The sequence below is a fragment of the Streptomyces sp. SP18BB07 genome, assembly GCF_036322545.1.
GTDB classification, from domain to species: domain Bacteria; phylum Actinomycetota; class Actinomycetes; order Streptomycetales; family Streptomycetaceae; genus Streptomyces; species Streptomyces deccanensis.
The window spans coordinates 59,588-77,021 of the sequence record NZ_JAQYWT010000338.1; the positions used below are offsets into that span (position 1 = coordinate 59,588).

A 17,434-nucleotide genomic window follows, 5' to 3' on the forward strand; every position below is an offset into this window, starting at 1 on the left:
TGGGCCGTGCGGCCACTGGAAGGCGTTTCCGTCGTCGAGCTGGGCATGTGGGTGGCGGCTCCGGCCGCGGCCACCATGCTCGCCGACTGGGGCGCGGACGTGATCAAGGTGGAGGCGCCGACCGGCGACCCGAACCGCTACACGCTCAAGCACGTCGGGCAGGAGATTGACAGCGAGCCGCCCTTCGAGACGGACAACCGCGGCAAGCGCGGCATCGTCCTCGACCTGCGTTCGGCGGACGGCAAGGACGCGCTGGAACGGCTGCTGGAACGCGCCGACGTCTTCGTCACCAACCTCCGCCCCGGCGCGCTGGAGCGGCTGGGGCTGGGCCCGGACGAGCTGCGGGCCCGTCATCCCCGCCTGGTCGTCGGCACGTTGACGGGATACGGCTGGACGGGAGAGGAACGCGACCGGGCCGGCTACGACGTCTCCGCGTTCTGGGCCCGCCCCGGCATCGCCGGCATGCTCAACCCGGCCGGTGAGCCACCGCCCGGGATCCGCCCCGGACTCGGCGACCGCACCGCCGCCTCCAACCTGGTGGCGGGCGTGCTGGCCGCCCTGCTGCGCCGCGAACGCACCGGCGAGGGCGGTGTGGTGGATGTGTCGCTGCTCCGGTCCGGGACGTACGCCAACGGCAACGACCTCGCCCTGCAGAACTTCTTCGGCAAACGCGGCCGCACCCGCCACCGCACCGAACACGAGTCCCCGCTCTACAACTGCTACCGGGCCGCCGACGACCGCTGGTTCTGGCTGGTCGGCCTGGAGGGCAACCGGCACTGGCCCGGCATGATCAAGGCACTGGGCCGCCCGGACCTGGAGACGGACGAACGGTTCGCGACCGGCCGGGCCCGGCGTGGCCACGTGGCCGAACTGATCGCCGTGTTCGACGCGGAGTTCGCGCGGCTGCCGCTGGCGGAGTGGGCGGCGCGGTTCGACGCCGAGGGCGTGTGGTGGGCGCCCGTGCAGACGCTGGCGGAGGTGTCCGCCGATCCGCAGGCGGAGGCCGTGGGGGCGTTCGTCGAACAGCCCGGCATGGGCGACGGGCCGCCGCTGCGGACGGTGGCCACGCCGGTGAGCTTCTGGGGCGTGGACGACAAGCCGCGCACCGGCGCGCCTACGCTCGGCGAGCACACCGACGCCGTACTCCGCGAACTCGACCGACCCGACACATCTGCTTAGGAGGTACGGCGTGGGCATCCTCGACGACAAGGTCGCCATCGTGACAGGCGGCGGCAGGGGGCTCGGCCGGGCGCACTGCCTGGCCCTGGCCGAGGCCGGCGCGACCGTGGTCGTGAACGATCTCGGCGCCGGCGTGCACGGCGAGCGGACCGGGGACTCCCCCGCCGACGACGTGGTCACGGAGATCACCAAGCTCGGCGGCCGGGCGGTCGCCAACCACGCCTCGGTCAGCGACTGGGCGGCCACGGAGACGATGGTGGCGGACACGGTCGCGGAGTTCGGCCGGCTGGACATCATCGTCAACAACGCGGGCATCGTGCGCGACCGCATGCTGTTCTCGATGACCGAGGCCGAGTTCGACGCCGTGATCGCGGTACACCTGAAAGGCACCTTCGCCCTCACCCGGCACGCGTGCGCGTACTGGCGCGAGGTGTCGAAGCGGGGTGAGCGCGTCACCGGGCGCGTCATCAACACGACGTCCGGGACCGGCCTGTTCGGCAACCAGGGCCAGTCCAACTACGGCGCCGCGAAGGCCGGGATCGCCGGCCTCACCGTCCTCACCGCCCTGGAGATGCGCAGGTACGGCGTGACCGCGAACGCCATCTCGCCGATCGCGGCCACCCGGATGACGGACGGTCTGTCCGTCGGCGATTCCCTCAAGGCCACCGGCGACTTCGACCCGCGCGATCCCGCCAACGCCTCCGGTGTCGTCGTCTATCTGGCCTCCGACAGCGCGGCCTGGCTGACCGGTCAGGTCCTGCGCATCGAGGGCAACCGGCTCAACCGCCTCCAGGGCTGGACGGTCGAAGCGGTCCACCCCAGCCAGTCCGGCAAGGCCCTCACCTACGAGGAACTCGTCGACGCCGTACCGCAGTTGTACGGGGTCGCGCCCGCGGGCCGGGCCACGGGAGTGGGCCAGTGAAGGGGCGGGGGCACGACGTCGCCGCGCTCGTCCTGCGCGCGACGCTCGGGCCGATGCTCTTCGCCCATGGCTGGAACAAGGTCGCCGGGCCCGGTGGCCTCGAAGGCACCACGGGCTGGTTCGAGGCGCTCGGCCTCCGGCCGGCCGAGGTCCACGCCCGGATGGCGGCCGGCACCGAGATGGCGGCGGGCGTCGGCATCGTCCTGGGCGCTGCCAACCCCCTCCCGGCTGCCGCGGCCGTCGGCCTCATGACCGTGGCCGCCCGGACCGACCACCGCGGCAAGGGCTTCTTCGTCTTCAAGGGCGGCTGGGAGTACGCCGGTGTCGTGGGCGGAGCCGCCGTCGCCCTGGCCGCACTGGGCAACGGCCGCTACTCGCTCGACGGGCTGCTGCGACGCCGACACGCGGGCGCGGGGCCCGCGTTGCTGGCGGCGGGACTCGGCACGGCGAGCGCGGCGGCACTCCTGGCGGTGTGCTACCGGCCGGAGCGGAAGCCGGACGAGACACAGACGGATCAATAGGTAAGGGAGTCGACATGGACGCGGCTGACTTCAGCGCGGTGCTGTCCGAGGTCCGGCGTTTCGTCCGGGAACGTGTCGTGCCGCTGGAGGCGGAGATCGACGAGAAGGACGAGATGCCCGCGGACATCCGCGAGGCGGCCAAAAAGATGGGTCTGTTCGGGTTCGCGCTGCCCGAGGAGTACGGCGGACTGGGTCTGTCGATGTACGAAGAGGCCCAGCTGATGTTCGAGCTCGGGTACACGACCCCGTCGCTGCGTTCCATGTTCGGGACGAACAACGGCATCGCCGGCCATGTCCTGATGGTCGGCGGAACGGAGGAGCAGAAGGCGCAGTGGCTGCCGAGGATCGCCTCGGGCGACGTCCTGGCGTCGTTCGCGCTCACCGAGCCCGACGCCGGCTCCGATCCGTCGACGCTCACCACGCGTGCCCGACTCGACGGCGACACATGGGTGATCAACGGCGCGAAGCGGTACATCACCAACGCCCCGCTCGCCGACGTCTTCATGGTCTTCGCCCGCACCGACCCCGACGCTCCCCGCACCCGGGGCATCTCCACCTTCCTGGTCCCGGCCGGCACTCCGGGCCTGACCGTGGCTCCCCGGGACCACAAGATGGGCCAGTTCGGCGCCTGGACGGCGGACGTGTTCTTCGACGACGTACGCGTACCGGCCTCCGCGCTGGTCGGCGGCGAGGCCGGGCTCCACCGGGGCTTCGGCACGGCGATGGGCTGCATCGCGCACGGACGGGTCCATATCTCCGCGCTGATGGTGGGCATGGCCGAGCGCCTGGTCGACGAGTCGGTCGCGTACGCGAGCACCCGCAGACAGTCCGGAAAGCTCATCGGCTCCTTCCAGCTCGTGCAGGGCCTCATCGCGGACGCGCAGACCGACTACTACGCCGGCCGCGCCACGGTCCTGGAGGCCGCGCGCGCCTTCGACGCCGGGACCGACACCAAGATCGGCCCGTCCTGTACGAAGTACTTCGCCAGCGAGATGGTCTGGCGGGTCGCGGACCGCGCGGTGCAGGTCCACGGCGGCGCGGGCTATATGCGCGGGGTCGCCGTCGAGCGCTTCTACCGTGACGCCCGGCTGTTCCGCATCTACGAGGGCACCAGCCAGATCCAGCAGGTCATCATCGCGAAGGCGCTGCTGGGCGAGGCGGCACGCGGCTGACCGATCGACGCGGGCACGGAGAAAGGCCCCTGGAATCCGGCGGATTCCAGGGGCCTTCCTTCTCGTTCGTACCGCGACCGTCGGATCCTCAGATCCCGAGCCGGTCCAGCAGTCGCTCGTGGTAGACGGCCGGCCCCCCGAACAGCAGCTGTGAGGACTTGGCGCGCCGGAAGTACAGGTGGGCCGGGTGTTCCCAGGTGAAGCCGATGCCGCCGTGGACCTGGATGTTCTCCATCGCCGCGAACATGTACGCCCGTGAGCAGCAGGCGTGGGCCACGGCCGCGGCGACCGGGAAGTCCGCGGCCCCCTCGGCGGCCAGGCGGGCCGCTTCGCGGGCGGACGCCTCCGCCAGTTCGACCTGGACGAGCATGTCGGCGCACTTGTGCTTGACGGCCTGGAAGGAGCCGATGGGCCGGCCGAACTGGTGCCGGGTACGGGCGTACTCGGCGCTCGCCTCCAGGCACCTGCGCGCCCCGCCCGCCTGCTCGGCGGCCAGCCCGACCGAGGCCGTGTCCAGGACCTTGGCCATGACGCGCCCGCCCGCCCCGTCCGCGCCGACGGGCGTCGCGGACACGGCGTCGAACGTCAGCCGGGCCATCGCCCGGGTGGCGTCCAGGGTCTCCATCGCCACCGCCGTCACCCCCGGCGCCGTCCGGTCCACCGCGAAGAACGAGGGGCCGGCGACGGTGCGGGCGACCACGAGGATCAGGTCGGCCGTAGTCCCGTCGATGACGAAGGACTTGCGGCCGCTCAGCTTCCAGCCGCCGTCCCCGTCCGGCACGGCGCGCGCGGAGATCAGCGCGGGGTCCCAGGAGCCGCCGTCCTCGGCGACGGCGAGGGTGGCCGTGGTCCGCCCTGTGGCGATGCCGGGCAGATGACGTGCGCATGCCTCGCTGTCACCCGAGGCCAGGAGGGCCTGGGCCGCGAGCACGACCGTCGAGAAGAACGGCGCGCACAGCAGGGCGCGGCCCATCTCCTCCATGACGACACCGAGTTCGACCGGTCCGAAGCCGTCGCCGCCGTACTCCTCCGGGATCACCAGGCCCGGCAGCCGCAGCTGGTCGGCGGCCTGCGCCCACACGTCGGGGTCGAAGCGCGGTTCGCTCTCCATGAGCTTGCGCACGGCCTCCTCGGGCGACTTGTCCTCCAGGAACTCCCGTACGGATGCGCGGAGTTGACGCAGTTCACTCTCGCCGGCGGTCACGACCGCACCTCCCTGGCAGCTGTGGCGGTGGCGGTGGTCACCGGTTCCTTGGGCAGGCCGAGGACCCGTTCCGCGAGGATGTTCTTCATGATCTCCTCGGTGCCGCCGAGGATGCGCAACGCCGGGGTGGCCAGCAGGAGTTCGGCCCAGGAGTAGGTACCCCACTGCCCGGTGTCGGCGATGATCCGGGGGCCGAGGCAGTCGGACACGAAGTGCGCGGCACGGGTGAGGTTCTGCCCGTACATCAGCTTGGAGATCGACCTCTCGGGACCCGGGGCGATCCCCGCGCGCAGCGTGCGCTGGGCGCGGTCGTTGAGGTAGCCGGTGGCCATGGCGTCCACGAGGAGTTCGGCGAGGCGTCCGCGCAGAGCGCGGTCGTCCCAGGTCCAGGTGGCGCGCATGAGCGCCGAGAGGTGTTCCGGGGACAGGGCGGCGGTCACCGGTCCCGCGCCCTCGCTGCCGACCGTGTTCCGCTCGTTCATCAGGGTGGTCAGGGCCACCGTCCAGCCGCCGTCGACCTCGCCGAGGCGGTGGTCGTCGGGGATGCGGACGTCGGTGAGGAAGACCTCGTTGAAGTCCGCGCCGCCGGTCATCTGCCGCAGGGGCCGGACCTCGACGCCGGGGGCGTCCATGGGGACCAGGAAGGCGGTGATCCCGCGGTGCTTGGGCGCGTCGGGGTTCGTCCGGGTCAGCGCGAGGCCGATCTCGCTGTGCTGGGCGACCGACGTCCACACCTTCTGCCCGTTGAGCACCCAGTTGTCGCCTTCGCGGACGGCCCGGGTCGCCACGCTCGCCAGGTCGGATCCGGCGCCGGGCTCGCTGAACAGCTGGCAGGCGATGGCGTCCCCGCGGTACATCGCGGGCAGCCAGCGTTCCTTGATGTGGGGTTGGGCGTGGGCGAGGATCGTCGGCCCGATCATGCCGAGGCCGACGACGCCGAGCACACCGGTGTCGGGGACGGCGTACTCGGACTCGACGGCGTCGTAGAGCAGGTCGTGGACGGGGGCCAGGCCCCGGCCGCCGTACTCGGGCGGGCCGGTGATCCAGCCGAAGCCGTTCTCGTGGCGGGTCCGCTGCCACGCGCGTCCCCGCCGCACCTGCTCCGCCTCCTGCTCGGGCGGGAGGCTGCTGAAGTACGCCATCGAGTCGTCGCCCTCGCCCCAGGTGACGGTGGCGCGGTCGGGGGCCTTCGGGGCGTGCGCGTCGAGGAAGCGGCGCGCTTCGGCGGCGAAGTCCTGCGGGTCCTGCGTGTCACGGGGGTTCATCGCGTTCGCTCCGCTGTCAGGTGGAGAGGATCGTCACCGCCGACGCGCCCGGCGCGCCGTACAGGTGGGTGTAGCCGACGCGGGGGCTGCCGGGGATCTGCCGGGCCCCGGCCTCCCCGCGCAGCTGGAGGACGATCTCGTGGATCTGGCGCAGGCCGGACGCGCCGATGGGCTCGCCGTTGCCGAGCAGTCCGCCGTCGGTGTTGACCGGGAGCCGGCCGCCGATCGCGGTGGCGCCCTCGGCGATGAGGCGTTCCTGCTCGCCGTCCTTGCAGAGGCCGTTCTCGGCCATGTGGATGACCTCGGACCCGGCGTCGGTGTCCTGGAGCTGGGCGACGTCGACGTCCTCGGGGCCGATGCCCGCGAGTTCGTACGCGGCCCGGGAGGCGTCCACGGTCGGGCTCTCGACGACCTCACCGACCGGGAACGACGGGCTCTGCACCTCGAAGGCGCCGAGCCTGCGGCTGCGCAGGGCGGTGGAGCGGACGCGTATGGGCTTGGAGGTGTACTTGTGGGCCTGGTCGGCGCGGCACAGCACGAGGGCGGCGGCGCCCTCGTTCGGCCCGCAGTACATGAACTGCCGCAAGGGGTAGTTGAGGACCGGGGAGGCGAGAACCTCCTCCGGTGTGAGGGGGGTTCGGCGCCAGGCCTTCTCGTTCGCGGCCGCGTTGGAGAAGTTCTTCGAGGCCACGCGGGCGAGCGTCTCGTGGGAGATGCCGTGCTCGTGCATATAGCGGTTGATCTTCATGCCGAAGAAGTGGGTGGTGAGGAAGAGCCCGGTCTGCCCGTACCAGGAGGGGATGCCCGCCACGGACGGGTCGGCGGCGAAGGCGCCGCGCGGGTGCTTGTCCAGGCCGATCGCGACGGTGAGGTCGTGCTCGCCGGTCTCGATGGCGCGGGCGGCCAGTGCGACGGCCGTACCGGCCGTGGCGCAGCCGTTGAAGACCCCGCGCAGCGGGATTCCGGTGAGGCCGAGCCGTCCCACGATCGCGTCGGGGTTGGCGACCTCGTAGCTGCCGATGTAGCCGCCCTGGATCTGCGGCCACCGCACGCCGGCGTCGGCGAGTGCGAGCCGCACCGCGTCCGCGCCCATGTCCAGTGCAGGCTTTCCGGGGAACCGCCCGAAGGGGTGGAGCCCTACGCCGATGATGACGGCCTCGGTCATGCTGTCTCCTCCTCGGACTCGACGGACTCCTCGTCCGGGGCGAACGCGAACGTGACGACCTCGGTGCCGTCGTCGCGCACGGTGTAGGGCACGAGCGTCAGCCGCATGGCCTGGCCGATGCGCAGCCTGTCCGGGTCGGGTTCGGTGAGGCGGGCCTCGACCAGCAGCTCGCCGGGGAGTTCGATGTAGCCGACCGCGTAGGGCTCGAAGGTCTCGGGGCCGTCGTACGGCGGCGACGGCGGGCGGAAGTCCTGCGTCGTGTACGTCCACAGCGTCCCGCGGTCCGCGAGCAGCCGTTCCTCGGGCTCCGCGCTCGCGCACCGTACGCAGTCGGGGGCGGCGGGGAAGCTCACCAGGCCGCAGCCCGTGCATTCGGAGCCGATGAGCCGAGTGGGCCGGTCAGCGGCAGGCGGCCAGGTGAACAGGCCCTCGGCGACCGGCTGTTGGGCCCCTGTGACAGCTGGTGTCGTCATCTCACGCCCCGTTCCGGTTGCCCAGCGCGTCGGCGTTCGGAGCCGCCTTGGCCACCAGGTTCGGGACGACGGAGGTCAGCTCCTCCGGCGTCCACCGGGTCTCGGCGCTCGCGCCGGGGCCGTTGACCCAGCCCTCCAGTACGGTGATCCGGTTGCCGACGACGCCGAAGACCCGGCCGGTGACCTCGCGCGAGGCCGCCGAGCCCAGCCACACCACGAGGGGTGAGATGGCCTCCGGGGTGAGGTCCTGGCTCTCCGCGGCCCGGCGCATCATCTCGATGTCCTCGGTGAGCCGGGTGAGCGCGGTGGGTGCGATGGCGTTGACCGTCACGCCGTAGCGGGCGAGTTCGGCCGCCGCGATGACGGTGAGGCTCGCGATCCCGGCCTTGGCGGAGCCGTAGTTGGACTGTCCCGGGTTGCCGAAGATGCCGGACGGGGAGGTCGTGTTGATGACCCGGGCGTCGTTGGCGTGGCCGGCCTTGGCGCGCTCGCGCCAGTACGCGGCCGCGTGGTGCAGGGTGGCGAAGCTGCCCTTGAGATGGACGGCGAGCACACTGTCCCAGTCCCGTTCGGTCATCGACACGATCATCCGGTCGCGCAGGATGCCGGCGTTGTTGACCAGCACGTCCAGGCCGCCGTAGGTGTCCACGGCCTGTTGGACGAGACGGCCGGCGCCGTCCCAGGTGGAGATGTCGTCCGTGTTGGCCACGGCCTCGCCGCCGGCCGCGACGGTCTCGTCCACCACGGTCTGGGCGGGGCCGGCCGATCCGCCGCCGCCGTCACGGGCGCCGCCGAGGTCGTTGACCACGACCTTCGCCCCGTGCGCGGCGAAGGCCAGGGCGTGTGCCCGGCCGATGCCGTTGCCTGCGCCGGTGACCACCACGACGCGGCCGTGGACCACTCCTTCGGACATCCTCAACTCCTCGTTCATGAAAGCTGGTCGGCCTCGGAGAACAGGACCCTCGGGTCCTCGCTGCCGCAGGCGCACCGGCCGGTGACGACGCGCCCGGCGATGCCGAGCGGTGTCTCGGGGAGCGGCGAGGCGCGTCCCTCCCCGGCCGCGACGGACAATTCCCCGTCCCGTTCGCCGACGCGCCACTCGGCGGCGTTGACGTGTGCGCCGCTCCGCGCGGAGCACTCCAGCGCGAGCGCCGGCCCGACGGGCGAGAACAGACTGGCGGAGACGCCCACCGCGCGGAGCTTCGGTATGGCGGCGGGCCGGGCCAGGACGACGGACATCGGCCGGAACATCTCGCCGACGTCGGTGGCCCCGGCGAGTCCCTCCAGGGTCTCCGCGGACAGGCCGATCACCGCGTCCGGCCGCAGTTCGCGGTGGAAGACCGAGGTGCGGCGGTGGTCCCAGCCCATCGCCTCGGCGATGCCGTACGGCACCTTCAGCGCGCGCAGGGCGCCGATCGCCGCGTGTCCCCAGAAGCCCTCGAAGCCGGACATGGTCAGCAGTGCCCGCTGCCCGGCGGCGAGGCCGTGTTCGCGCAGGCGGGCGGTGACCCAGTCGGTGTCCCGGGCGAGTTCGGCCCAGGTCAGTTCCGTCTCCCGCGGTCCGTCGGCGGTGGGGAAGCGTACGAGGTAGGCGAGTTCGGGGCGGTCGAGTGTCCTGGCGCGGGCCAGGGTGTCGGCGCGGGCCATCAGCTCTTCACCACCCGGGGGAACTTGGCGACGCTGGTCATGGTCTTCAACAGGTCCTCCTCGGTGCGCAGGTCGAGCACGGGCTCGACGCCGGTCCGTTGCCGCACGGCCTCGCCCAGTCGGCCGGCCAGGGCGTCGACGTCGCCGGTGAGGGCGGGGTCGTAGCCGACACGCAGCCGCAGTTCGTCGACCTCACGGCGGTCGCGGACGATCTGGAACACTCCGGCGACCGTCTCCGGTTGGTCCTCCACCGCCTGCCAGATGTCCCGCAGCACCACGGAACGCCCCTGGACCAGCGTCTCGTCGCCGCGCCGTCCGGCCACCCACATACGGGCATGGGTACGGCCGCAGCCGCAGGTCCGGCCGGACAGCCGGACCAGGTCCTCGCTGCGGTAACGGATCAGCGGTGCGGCCCGGTTGTCCAGGTCGGTGGCGACCAGTTCGCCGAGGTCGCCCTCGGGGACATCACGCCAGCCGTCCTCGCCGACCTCCACGCACTCCGCGAAGACGGTGTCCTCCCAGAGGTGGAAGCCGTCGTGCTCACGGCACTCCCAGGCGGTGCCGGTGTCGGCGGCGCTGGTGTACTCGTAGACGTCGATGCCCCAGTCGTCGCGGATCCGCTCGCGCATCTTCCGGCTGAGGGGCTGCCCGGCGCAGGACGCGCCCTTGAGGGAGGAGAAGGCCTCCTTCAAATCCGTCTTCTCCGCCAGGCGCTCCAGCTCCACCATCTGCGGATACATCATCTGCAGATACGCGGGCCGGTAGGTGCGCAGGGCCTCGACGACCTCGTGCATCTTCCCCATCCAGGTGTCGACCTCGATCACCACGGCGCCCAGCGCCTGGTAGCCCGGGTCCATGAGGTTGCGGAAGGTGCCGGGCGGGCTCAGCACCCGGTCGCCGGGCCGCAGGCCGAGTTCCCACAGGTCACGTACCTGCGCGGTCACCAGGGGCGGGGCGTCCTGCCAGATCTCGGCGAAGAACTCCGGGTCGCCGGTGGTGCCCGAACTGGAGGAGACCGAGGTCAGCTCCTCCACCGGCACGCAGAGCAGACCGCCGAAGGGGTCGCCGGTGCGGGTCCGGTAGGCGCGCACCATGTCCTTGGTGATGAACGGCACGCGCTCCCGGAAGTCGTCCAGGGTCCGGATGTCTCGCGGATGCACCCCGTGCTCACCCCAGAGCTCGCGGTAGAACGCCGAGTTGGCGTAGGCGTACTCGACCAGCTCCAGGATCTGTTTCTCCTGCCCCGCCCGCAGCTGCTCACGGGGCATGGTCTCCACCTGGGGCTCGAAGTACCTGTCAGCGGTGTCGCTGTCACCGACCATGGCGCCTCCTCGCGGCTCAGTGCCCAGATCTTCCAGCTATCAGCGCAATCAGTCAACCAATTGGACGGATTCAAGGACAGGCCTCGCACTGCGCTCCTCTATATAGTTAACTATTAGCACTCATTCAACCTGCTGGAGGGCGCCGTGAAGATCGTTGTCTGCGTGAAGCATGTGCCCGACGCCGCGGCGGACCGCACCTTCACCGAGGACGGCACCACCGATCGCGCGTCGGTCGACTCGCTGCTGTCCGAACTCGACGAGTACGCGGTCGAGCAGGCCCTGCGGATCGCCGAGTCGGACGACCTCGACGTCGAGATCAGTTACCTGACGGTCGGGCCCGACGACGCGCGCGACGCGCTGCGCAAGGCGCTGGCCATGGGCGGTGACTCGGCGATCCATGTGAGCGACGACGACATCGAGGGCAGCGACGCCTTCGGTACGTCGCTCGTCCTGGCCAAAGCCATCGAGCGGCACGGCTTCGATCTCGTGCTGTGCGGAATGGCCTCGACGGACGGCACCATGGGCGTCGTACCGGCGCTGCTGGCCGAGCGGCTCGGCGTCCCGGCCGTCACCCATGTCGAGGAGCTGACGGTGGCGGACGGCACGGTGACCGGGCGCCGTGAGGGCGACGGCGCGACCGTACGCGTCCGGGGCACCCTGCCGTCCGTGGTGTCGGTGACCGACCGTACCGGGGACGCCCGCTACCCCTCCTTCAAGGGGATCATGGCCGCGAAGAAGAAGCCGCTGGAGACCCTCGACCTCGACGACCTCGGGCTCGACGCCGAGCAGGTCGGGCGGAGCGCCGCCCGGTCGGCCGTCGACACCACGACCAGACGTCCGCCGCGCACGAAGGGCGAGATCGTCGTCGACGAGGGCGCGGCGGGCACCGGACTGGCCGCGTTCCTGACCGCCAAGAAGTTCATCTGACCCGCCCGTTCATCTGCCCCGCCCGTTCATCCGACCCACCCGCCCCCGCTCCTCCGCTCTTCCCCGACCCCGCTTCGAAAGGAGTGCGGCTCCATGGCCGAGATCCTCGTCCTCGTCGACCACACCGACGGCGCCGTACGCAAGCCGACCCTCGAACTCCTCACCCTGGCCCGCCGGTTGGGCGAGCCGTCCGCCGTCTTCCTGGGGGCGGGCGCGGACACCGCGACCGACGTCCTGGGCCGGTACGGCGCCCACAAGGTCTACGTCGTGGACGCCCCCGAGGTCGACGAGCAGCTCGTCACCCCGGCCGTCGACGCCCTCACCCAGATAGCCGAGCGGACCGGTCCGGCGGCGATCCTGCTGCCGTCCGGGCCGGACGGCAAGGAGGTCGCGGCCCGCGTCGCGCTCCGGCTCGGCTCCGGGCTCATCACCGACGCCGTCGACGTCAGCCCCGGCCCGGACGGCCCGGTCACCGAGCAGTCGGTGTTCGCGGCGACGTACCAGGTCACGGCCCACGTCACCCGAGGCGTGCCGGTGATCACGGTCAAACCCAACGCCGTCGCACCCGAGCCCGCCCCCGTCAGCCCGGTCGTCGAGAAGCAGGACATCGCCTTCGGTCCGGCCTCCGCCGCCGTCCAGGTGCTGTCCCGCACGCCCCGGGAGCGCGGGGACCGCCCCGAGCTGACCGAGGCCGACATCGTGGTCTCCGGCGGTCGGGGCGTCAACGGCGACTTCACCGTGATCGAGCAGGTCGCCGACGCCCTGGGCGCGGCCGTCGGGGCGTCCCGGGCCGCCGTGGACGCCGGCTGGTACCCGCACAGCTACCAGGTCGGCCAGACCGGCACCCAGGTCTCCCCGCAGCTCTACCTGGCCGCCGGCATCTCCGGCGCGATCCAGCACCGGGCCGGCATGCAGACGTCCAAGACCATCGTCGCCGTCAACAAGGACGCCGACGCCCCCATCTTCGAACTCGCCGACCACGGTGTGGTCGGGGACCTCTTCTCGGTGCTGCCCCAGCTGGTGGCGGAGATCGAACGGCGCCGGAGCTGATCCACCGCCCGTCCGGCCTTCCCTTTCCCTCTCCCATACAACTAAAATCGCTAACTGATTGCATCCATTGACCTCGAAGGAGCGTCATGTCGTCGAAGATCTGGGTCAACTCGGGGGACTCCCATGTGATGGAGCCCGCCGACGTGTGGACCGAGAGGCTGCCGGCCCGGCTCGGCGCCCGCGCCCCGCGCAGCGAGCGCGGTGAGAAGTACGAGCTGCTCTACATCGACGGCGAGCGCATCGACCGTCAGCTCGGTGACTTCATGGACGCCATGCGCCCGCCGGGCGCCTGGGACCTGAAGGTCCGCCTGAAGGATCTCGACCAGGAAGGCGTGTGGGGTCAACTGGCCTTCCCCTCCATGGGGTTCTGGCTCGTGTCGATCACCGACCGGGAGCTGGCCCGGGAGACCGTCCGGGCGTGGAACGACTGGGCGTACGAGGAGATCCTGAGCAAGAACAAGCGGGTCATCACCACCGCGTGCGTCTCGACCGCCGACATCGACGACGCGGTCGCCGAGGTCGAGCGGGTCGCGGAGCTGGGCTTCCAGGCGGTCTTCATGCCGTGTGCGACCCGGCCCGGCGAGGAGTACGCCCTCGACCGCTGGGAGCCGCTGTGGACCGCGGTCGAGCGGGCCGGTCTGGTACTGGGCTTCCACATCGGCACGGGCGGTGAGAACGTCGTCTTCCGCGGCCCCGGCGGCGCGGTCGTCAACTACATGGAGACGACCTACCCGGGCATGCGGGTGGTGTCCCACATGGTCGCGGGCGGCGCCCTCGACCGCCATCCGGACCTGAGGATCCTCATCGCGGAGGGCGGCGCGGGCTGGGTGCCGGCCATCGGCGACCGGATGGACGAGGCCTACCGCCAGCACGGCATGTTCGTCCGCCCGAAGCTGAGCCGGCTGCCCAGCGAGATCATCCGGCAGCAGGTGTACGCGTCCTTCCAGCACGACAAGAGCTCGGTGGAGATCGTCGAGTCGACCGGCTACCGCAATGTGATGTGGGGCGACGACTACCCGCACCTCGAGGGCACGTACGGCCACACCCAGTCCACGCTGCACGACCTCTTCGACGGCGTGTCGGACGACGTCCGCGAGCGCGTCACCCGCGGCACCTTCAACGAGCTGTTCAAGCTGCCCGAGCAGACACCCCAGCAGGCGGCGGTCTGAGCGGCAGCAGGACGGACCGACGGTGACCACTCCCCCGTACCCCGAGGACCTGGAGCGGCCCGGACTCGTCCGGACCGGGCGGTCGACCTTCGTCAGGCCGATCCGGCCCGAGGACGCCGACCGCCTGGTCGCGTTCGTCGGCAGCCTGTCCCGGGCCACGCTCGCCTACCGTTCCCTCGGCCCGGTGGTCCGCGCCCGTGACGACGTCATCCGGCGCGGCGCCCAGGTGGACTACCTCAACGAACTGGCGCTCGTCGCCCTGGCCGGCGACGAGATCGCCGGCCTGGTCCGCTACGTCCGCGACCCGGAGGATCCGGAGCACGCCGAGGTCACCTTCACCATCCGCGACGACCACCAGAGCGAGGGCTTCGGCCGGCTGCTCCTGGAGCACATCGCGGGCGCCGCCCGCACCCGCGGCATCCGGGTGCTGGAGGCCGACGTCCTCGCCGACAACACCCGGATGATCAACGTGTTCCTCGGCTCCGGCTACCGGATCGAGAGTGGCCCGCCGGGCCAGATCATCCACTTCGAGATCGCCATCGACCCGCAGGCGCTGGCCGTCGCCCGCGCCGAGCGCCGCGAGCACACGGCCGTACGGCGCTCCCTGCGGCCCCTGCTCGAACCGCGGTCGGTCGCCGTGATCGGCGCCAACCGCAGCCCCCTGACGATCGGCCACGAGATCGTGGCCAACCTGCTGCGCGGCGGGTTCGGCGGCAGTGTGTTCCCGGTCAACCCGCGCGCCGAACAGATCGCCGGAGTACGGGCGTACGCCGACCTCCGGGAGCTTCCCGAGCCCCCGGACCTGGCGCTCGTGGCCGTGCGGGCCGAGGCCGTGCCCGAGGTCGTACGCGAGTGCGCCGAAGCCGGGGTGAAGGCGGTGGTCGTCGTCTCCACGGGCTTCGGGGAGACCGGGGCCGAGGGCCGGGCGACCGAGCTGGAGCTGGCCCGTTTCGCCCGAGCGTCCGGGATGCGGCTGGTGGGCCCGAACTGCATGGGCGTCGTCAACACGACACCCGAGGCGCGGCTGGCCGCGACCTTCTCGCCCGCCCTGCCGACGCCCGGCCGGGTCGCGATGTCCAGCCAGTCCGGGCCGCTCGGGCTCGCCGTGCTCGACTTCGCCCGACGGCTCAGGCTCGGCTTCTCCGGCTTCGTGTCCGTGGGGCACGCCGTGGACGTGTCCACCAACGACCTGCTGCAGTGGTGGGAGGAGGACCCGGGGACCTCGGTGATCCTGCTGCACGTCGAGACCTTCGGCAACCCACGCCGGTTCGCCCGCGTGGCCCGCCGGATCGCGCCGCGCAAGCCGATCGTCGCGGTCCACCCGGGCCACGCCGACTCGGCGGTGAGTTCGCTGTTCGCCCAGTCCGGCGTGATCCGCACCCGCAGCCTCCAGGAACTCTTCGACGTGGCCCTGCTCCTCGCCCACCAGCCTCCCCCGCCCGGCGACCGGGTCGCCGTGATCACCAACGCGGGCGGGCCCGCGGCACTGACGGTCGGGGCCTGCGCGGCGAGCGGTCTGCGCGTACCCGCACTCGGCGAGCACACCCGCCAGGAACTCCGCTCGGCCCTCCCGCCCCAGGCGGAGGTCTCCAACCCGATCGACCTGACCCCGAGGGCCACCGCCGCCCACTACCGGCGGGCCCTGGACGCGGCCCTGGCCGACGACGACATCGACGCGGCCATCGTGCTGTTCATGCCCCCGCTGGCGGACAAGCCCGACGAAGTGGCCTCGGCGATCCTCGACGCGGCCGCCGCCCGGCCCGAGAAACCCGTGGTGGCCAGCTTCCTGGGCGGTGCCGGCGTCGCCGACCTCCTGCACCGGGGCGACCTGGTCGTGCCGACGTACACGTTCCCGGAGGCGGCGGCCGGCTCGCTCGGGCACGCGGCGGCCTACCAGGCCTGGCGCAGCACGCCGGCGGGCGTCGTACCCGACCTCCCCGGAGTCGACACCGAACGCGCCCGCTCGCTGCTGGCCGGATGCGCTCCCGGCCCGGTCTCCGCGCCCGTCGCCGCCGAGTTGCTCGCCTCGTACGGAATCGCCGTACGGGAGACGGAGCCCGGTCCCGGCCCGGACGCGTTCCTCTCCGTCAGCGCCGACCCGGTCTTCGGGCCGGTGGTCGCCTTCGGTCTGACCGGGGACTACGCCGACCTCATGGCGGACGTCGCGTACCGGGTCACCCCGCTCACCGACCGCGACGCCCGGGAGATGGTCCGCTCGCTGCGGGCGACTCCCCTGCTGGAGAGCCGGGGGGTCGCGTTCGCGGCCCTGGAGGAGACCGTCATGCGGATCTCGGCGATGGTCGAGGACCTGCCCGAGATCGAGGCACTGGAACTGCGACCGGTACGGCTGCTGCCGCCCGGGGACGGGGTAGCCGTCGCGCACGCCACGATCCGCCTTGCCGCCGACAGGACAGGAGGAGGCCCCTCATGAAGGTGGGCATCTACTTCGACATGCGCAACCCACCGCCGTGGCAACGGAGTTGGTCGCGGGTGTACGGCTTCGCCCTGGAGATGTGCGAGGAGGCGGACCGGCTGGGCCTCGACTCGGTATGGTTCTCCGAACACCACGGCTTCGAGGACGGGTACCTTCCCCAGCCGCTCACCATGGCCGCCGCGGCGGCGGCCCGCACCCGCCGGGTCCGCCTGGGCACGGCGGTGATCCCGGCCCCGCTGCACGCGGCGCCCGAACTCGCCGAGCAGGCCGCGATCGTGGACATCATCAGCGACGGCCGCCTCGACCTCGGGCTGGGCACCGGCTACCGCGTGCCCGAGTACCGGCTCTACGGCGCCGACCTCACCAGGCGCTACACCACGACCGACCAGCGCGTACGGGAGATCCGCGGCCTGTGGGCCGAGTCCCTGGTCACCCCCGGCCCGGTCCAGGACCCGCTGCCGATCTGGCTCGGCTACCAGGGCCCGCAGGGCGCCCGGCGGGCCGGCCGCCTCGGCACGGGGCTGCTCTCGCTCAACCCGGCGCTGCTGACGCCGTACCGGGACGGGCTCGCCGAGAGCGGGTACGACGTGTCGGCGGCCCGTATGCAGGGCTCGTTCACGACGTTCGTCACCGAGGACCCCGACGGTGACTGGCCGGTGGTGCGCGAACATCTCCGGTACCAGTGGGACAGCTACCGCCGTTACATGGTCGAGGGCACCGACCAGCCCCTGCCCCGCCCCATCGACCCCGAGAAGTGGCGGCGGACGGGGCTGAACGCGACGGGCGTCGGCCAGTTCCTGTACGGCACACCGCAGGAGACCGCCGAGGCCATCAAGGCGTACGTGGCAGGGTTGCCCGTGGAAGGCGTGTTCCTGTGGGCCTCGCTGGCCGGGATGCCCGAGGAGATGGTCGCCCGCCAGGTACAGCTCATCGCCGGGAAGCTGCGCCCGTTGCTTGCCGATGTCTGACACGAGGAGTTCGAGC

Annotated in this window: 16 protein-coding genes; 9 read left to right on the forward strand and 7 right to left on the reverse strand. The window is 71.9% G+C overall.

The window, feature by feature from the left end:
- Nucleotides 1–6 precede the first annotated feature (6 nt).
- Genes PUR53_RS27970 through PUR53_RS27985 form a run of 4 tightly spaced genes read left to right on the forward strand, consistent with a single transcriptional unit; the run spans nt 7 to nt 3,794 of the window.
- Nucleotides 7–1,179: a CaiB/BaiF CoA transferase family protein gene (locus tag PUR53_RS27970; protein WP_329910056.1), complete on the forward strand. Its 1,173-nt coding sequence runs from the start codon at nt 7–9 to the stop codon at nt 1,177–1,179.
- 10 nt (nt 1,180–1,189) lie between these two features.
- Nucleotides 1,190–2,101 carry an SDR family NAD(P)-dependent oxidoreductase gene (locus tag PUR53_RS27975; protein ID WP_329897883.1) on the forward strand — a complete coding sequence of 304 codons (912 nt, stop codon included), beginning with the start codon at nt 1,190–1,192 and terminating at the stop codon, nt 2,099–2,101.
- Nucleotides 2,098–2,622: a DoxX family protein gene (locus tag PUR53_RS27980; protein WP_329910057.1), complete on the forward strand. Its 525-nt coding sequence runs from the start codon at nt 2,098–2,100 to the stop codon at nt 2,620–2,622. The genes PUR53_RS27975 and PUR53_RS27980 overlap by 4 nt, the downstream gene beginning before the upstream one ends.
- A 14-nt stretch (nt 2,623–2,636) precedes the next feature.
- A complete protein-coding gene (locus PUR53_RS27985) occupies nt 2,637–3,794 on the forward strand; it encodes an acyl-CoA dehydrogenase family protein (RefSeq protein WP_329897881.1) in 1,158 nt (385 codons plus the stop codon).
- 88 nt (nt 3,795–3,882) lie between these two features.
- On the opposite strand, the gene PUR53_RS27990 is transcribed toward PUR53_RS27985, so the two are convergent.
- From PUR53_RS27990 to PUR53_RS28020, 7 genes are read right to left on the reverse strand one after another with little or no spacing between them, the layout of a single operon-like run.
- Entirely contained in the window at nt 3,883–4,998 is a 1,116-nt protein-coding gene (locus tag PUR53_RS27990) for an acyl-CoA dehydrogenase family protein (RefSeq protein WP_329897880.1), read from the reverse strand.
- On the reverse strand, nt 4,995–6,263 hold the full coding sequence (locus PUR53_RS27995) for an acyl-CoA dehydrogenase family protein (RefSeq protein ID WP_329897879.1): 1,269 nt from the start codon (nt 6,261–6,263) through the stop codon (nt 4,995–4,997). The genes PUR53_RS27990 and PUR53_RS27995 overlap by 4 nt, the downstream gene beginning before the upstream one ends.
- 16 nt (nt 6,264–6,279) lie before the next feature.
- Nucleotides 6,280–7,428, reverse strand: a complete 1,149-nt coding sequence (locus PUR53_RS28000; RefSeq protein ID WP_329897878.1) for a thiolase family protein — start codon at nt 7,426–7,428, stop codon at nt 6,280–6,282.
- Nucleotides 7,425–7,901, reverse strand: a complete 477-nt coding sequence (locus tag PUR53_RS28005) for a Zn-ribbon domain-containing OB-fold protein (protein WP_329910058.1) — start codon at nt 7,899–7,901, stop codon at nt 7,425–7,427. Before PUR53_RS28005 ends, PUR53_RS28000 begins: the two co-directional genes overlap by 4 nt.
- Nucleotide 7,902: 1 nt before the next feature.
- On the reverse strand, nt 7,903–8,814 hold the full coding sequence (locus tag PUR53_RS28010; RefSeq protein WP_329910059.1) for an SDR family oxidoreductase: 912 nt from the start codon (nt 8,812–8,814) through the stop codon (nt 7,903–7,905).
- Between the two features lie 14 nt (nt 8,815–8,828).
- Complete coding sequence (locus PUR53_RS28015; protein ID WP_329910060.1) at nt 8,829–9,548, reverse strand: hypothetical protein; 720 nt, start codon at nt 9,546–9,548, stop codon at nt 8,829–8,831.
- Nucleotides 9,548–10,870 (reverse strand): phenylacetate--CoA ligase family protein, encoded by a 1,323-nt coding sequence (locus PUR53_RS28020; RefSeq protein WP_329910061.1) that lies wholly within the window; start codon nt 10,868–10,870, stop codon nt 9,548–9,550. The genes PUR53_RS28015 and PUR53_RS28020 overlap by 1 nt, the downstream gene beginning before the upstream one ends.
- 162 nt (nt 10,871–11,032) lie before the next feature.
- Here PUR53_RS28020 and PUR53_RS28025 point away from each other — a divergent pair, with 162 nt between their 5' ends.
- From PUR53_RS28025 to PUR53_RS28045, 5 genes are all read left to right on the forward strand, one after another.
- Nucleotides 11,033–11,797: an electron transfer flavoprotein subunit beta/FixA family protein gene (locus PUR53_RS28025; protein ID WP_329910072.1), complete on the forward strand. Its 765-nt coding sequence runs from the start codon at nt 11,033–11,035 to the stop codon at nt 11,795–11,797.
- A gap of 93 nt (nt 11,798–11,890) precedes the next feature.
- Nucleotides 11,891–12,847 carry an electron transfer flavoprotein subunit alpha/FixB family protein gene (locus PUR53_RS28030; RefSeq protein WP_329910062.1) on the forward strand — a complete coding sequence of 319 codons (957 nt, stop codon included), beginning with the start codon at nt 11,891–11,893 and terminating at the stop codon, nt 12,845–12,847.
- A gap of 86 nt (nt 12,848–12,933) precedes the next feature.
- A complete protein-coding gene (locus tag PUR53_RS28035; protein ID WP_329897872.1) occupies nt 12,934–14,016 on the forward strand; it encodes an amidohydrolase family protein in 1,083 nt (360 codons plus the stop codon).
- A gap of 22 nt (nt 14,017–14,038) precedes the next feature.
- The gene (locus PUR53_RS28040; protein WP_329910063.1) at nt 14,039–16,447 is read left to right on the forward strand and encodes a bifunctional acetate--CoA ligase family protein/GNAT family N-acetyltransferase; all 2,409 of its coding nucleotides are present in this window, start codon (nt 14,039–14,041) and stop codon (nt 16,445–16,447) included.
- A complete protein-coding gene (locus PUR53_RS28045) occupies nt 16,444–17,418 on the forward strand; it encodes an LLM class flavin-dependent oxidoreductase (RefSeq protein WP_329910064.1) in 975 nt (324 codons plus the stop codon). The genes PUR53_RS28040 and PUR53_RS28045 overlap by 4 nt, the downstream gene beginning before the upstream one ends.
- Nucleotides 17,419–17,434: the final 16 nt, after the last annotated feature.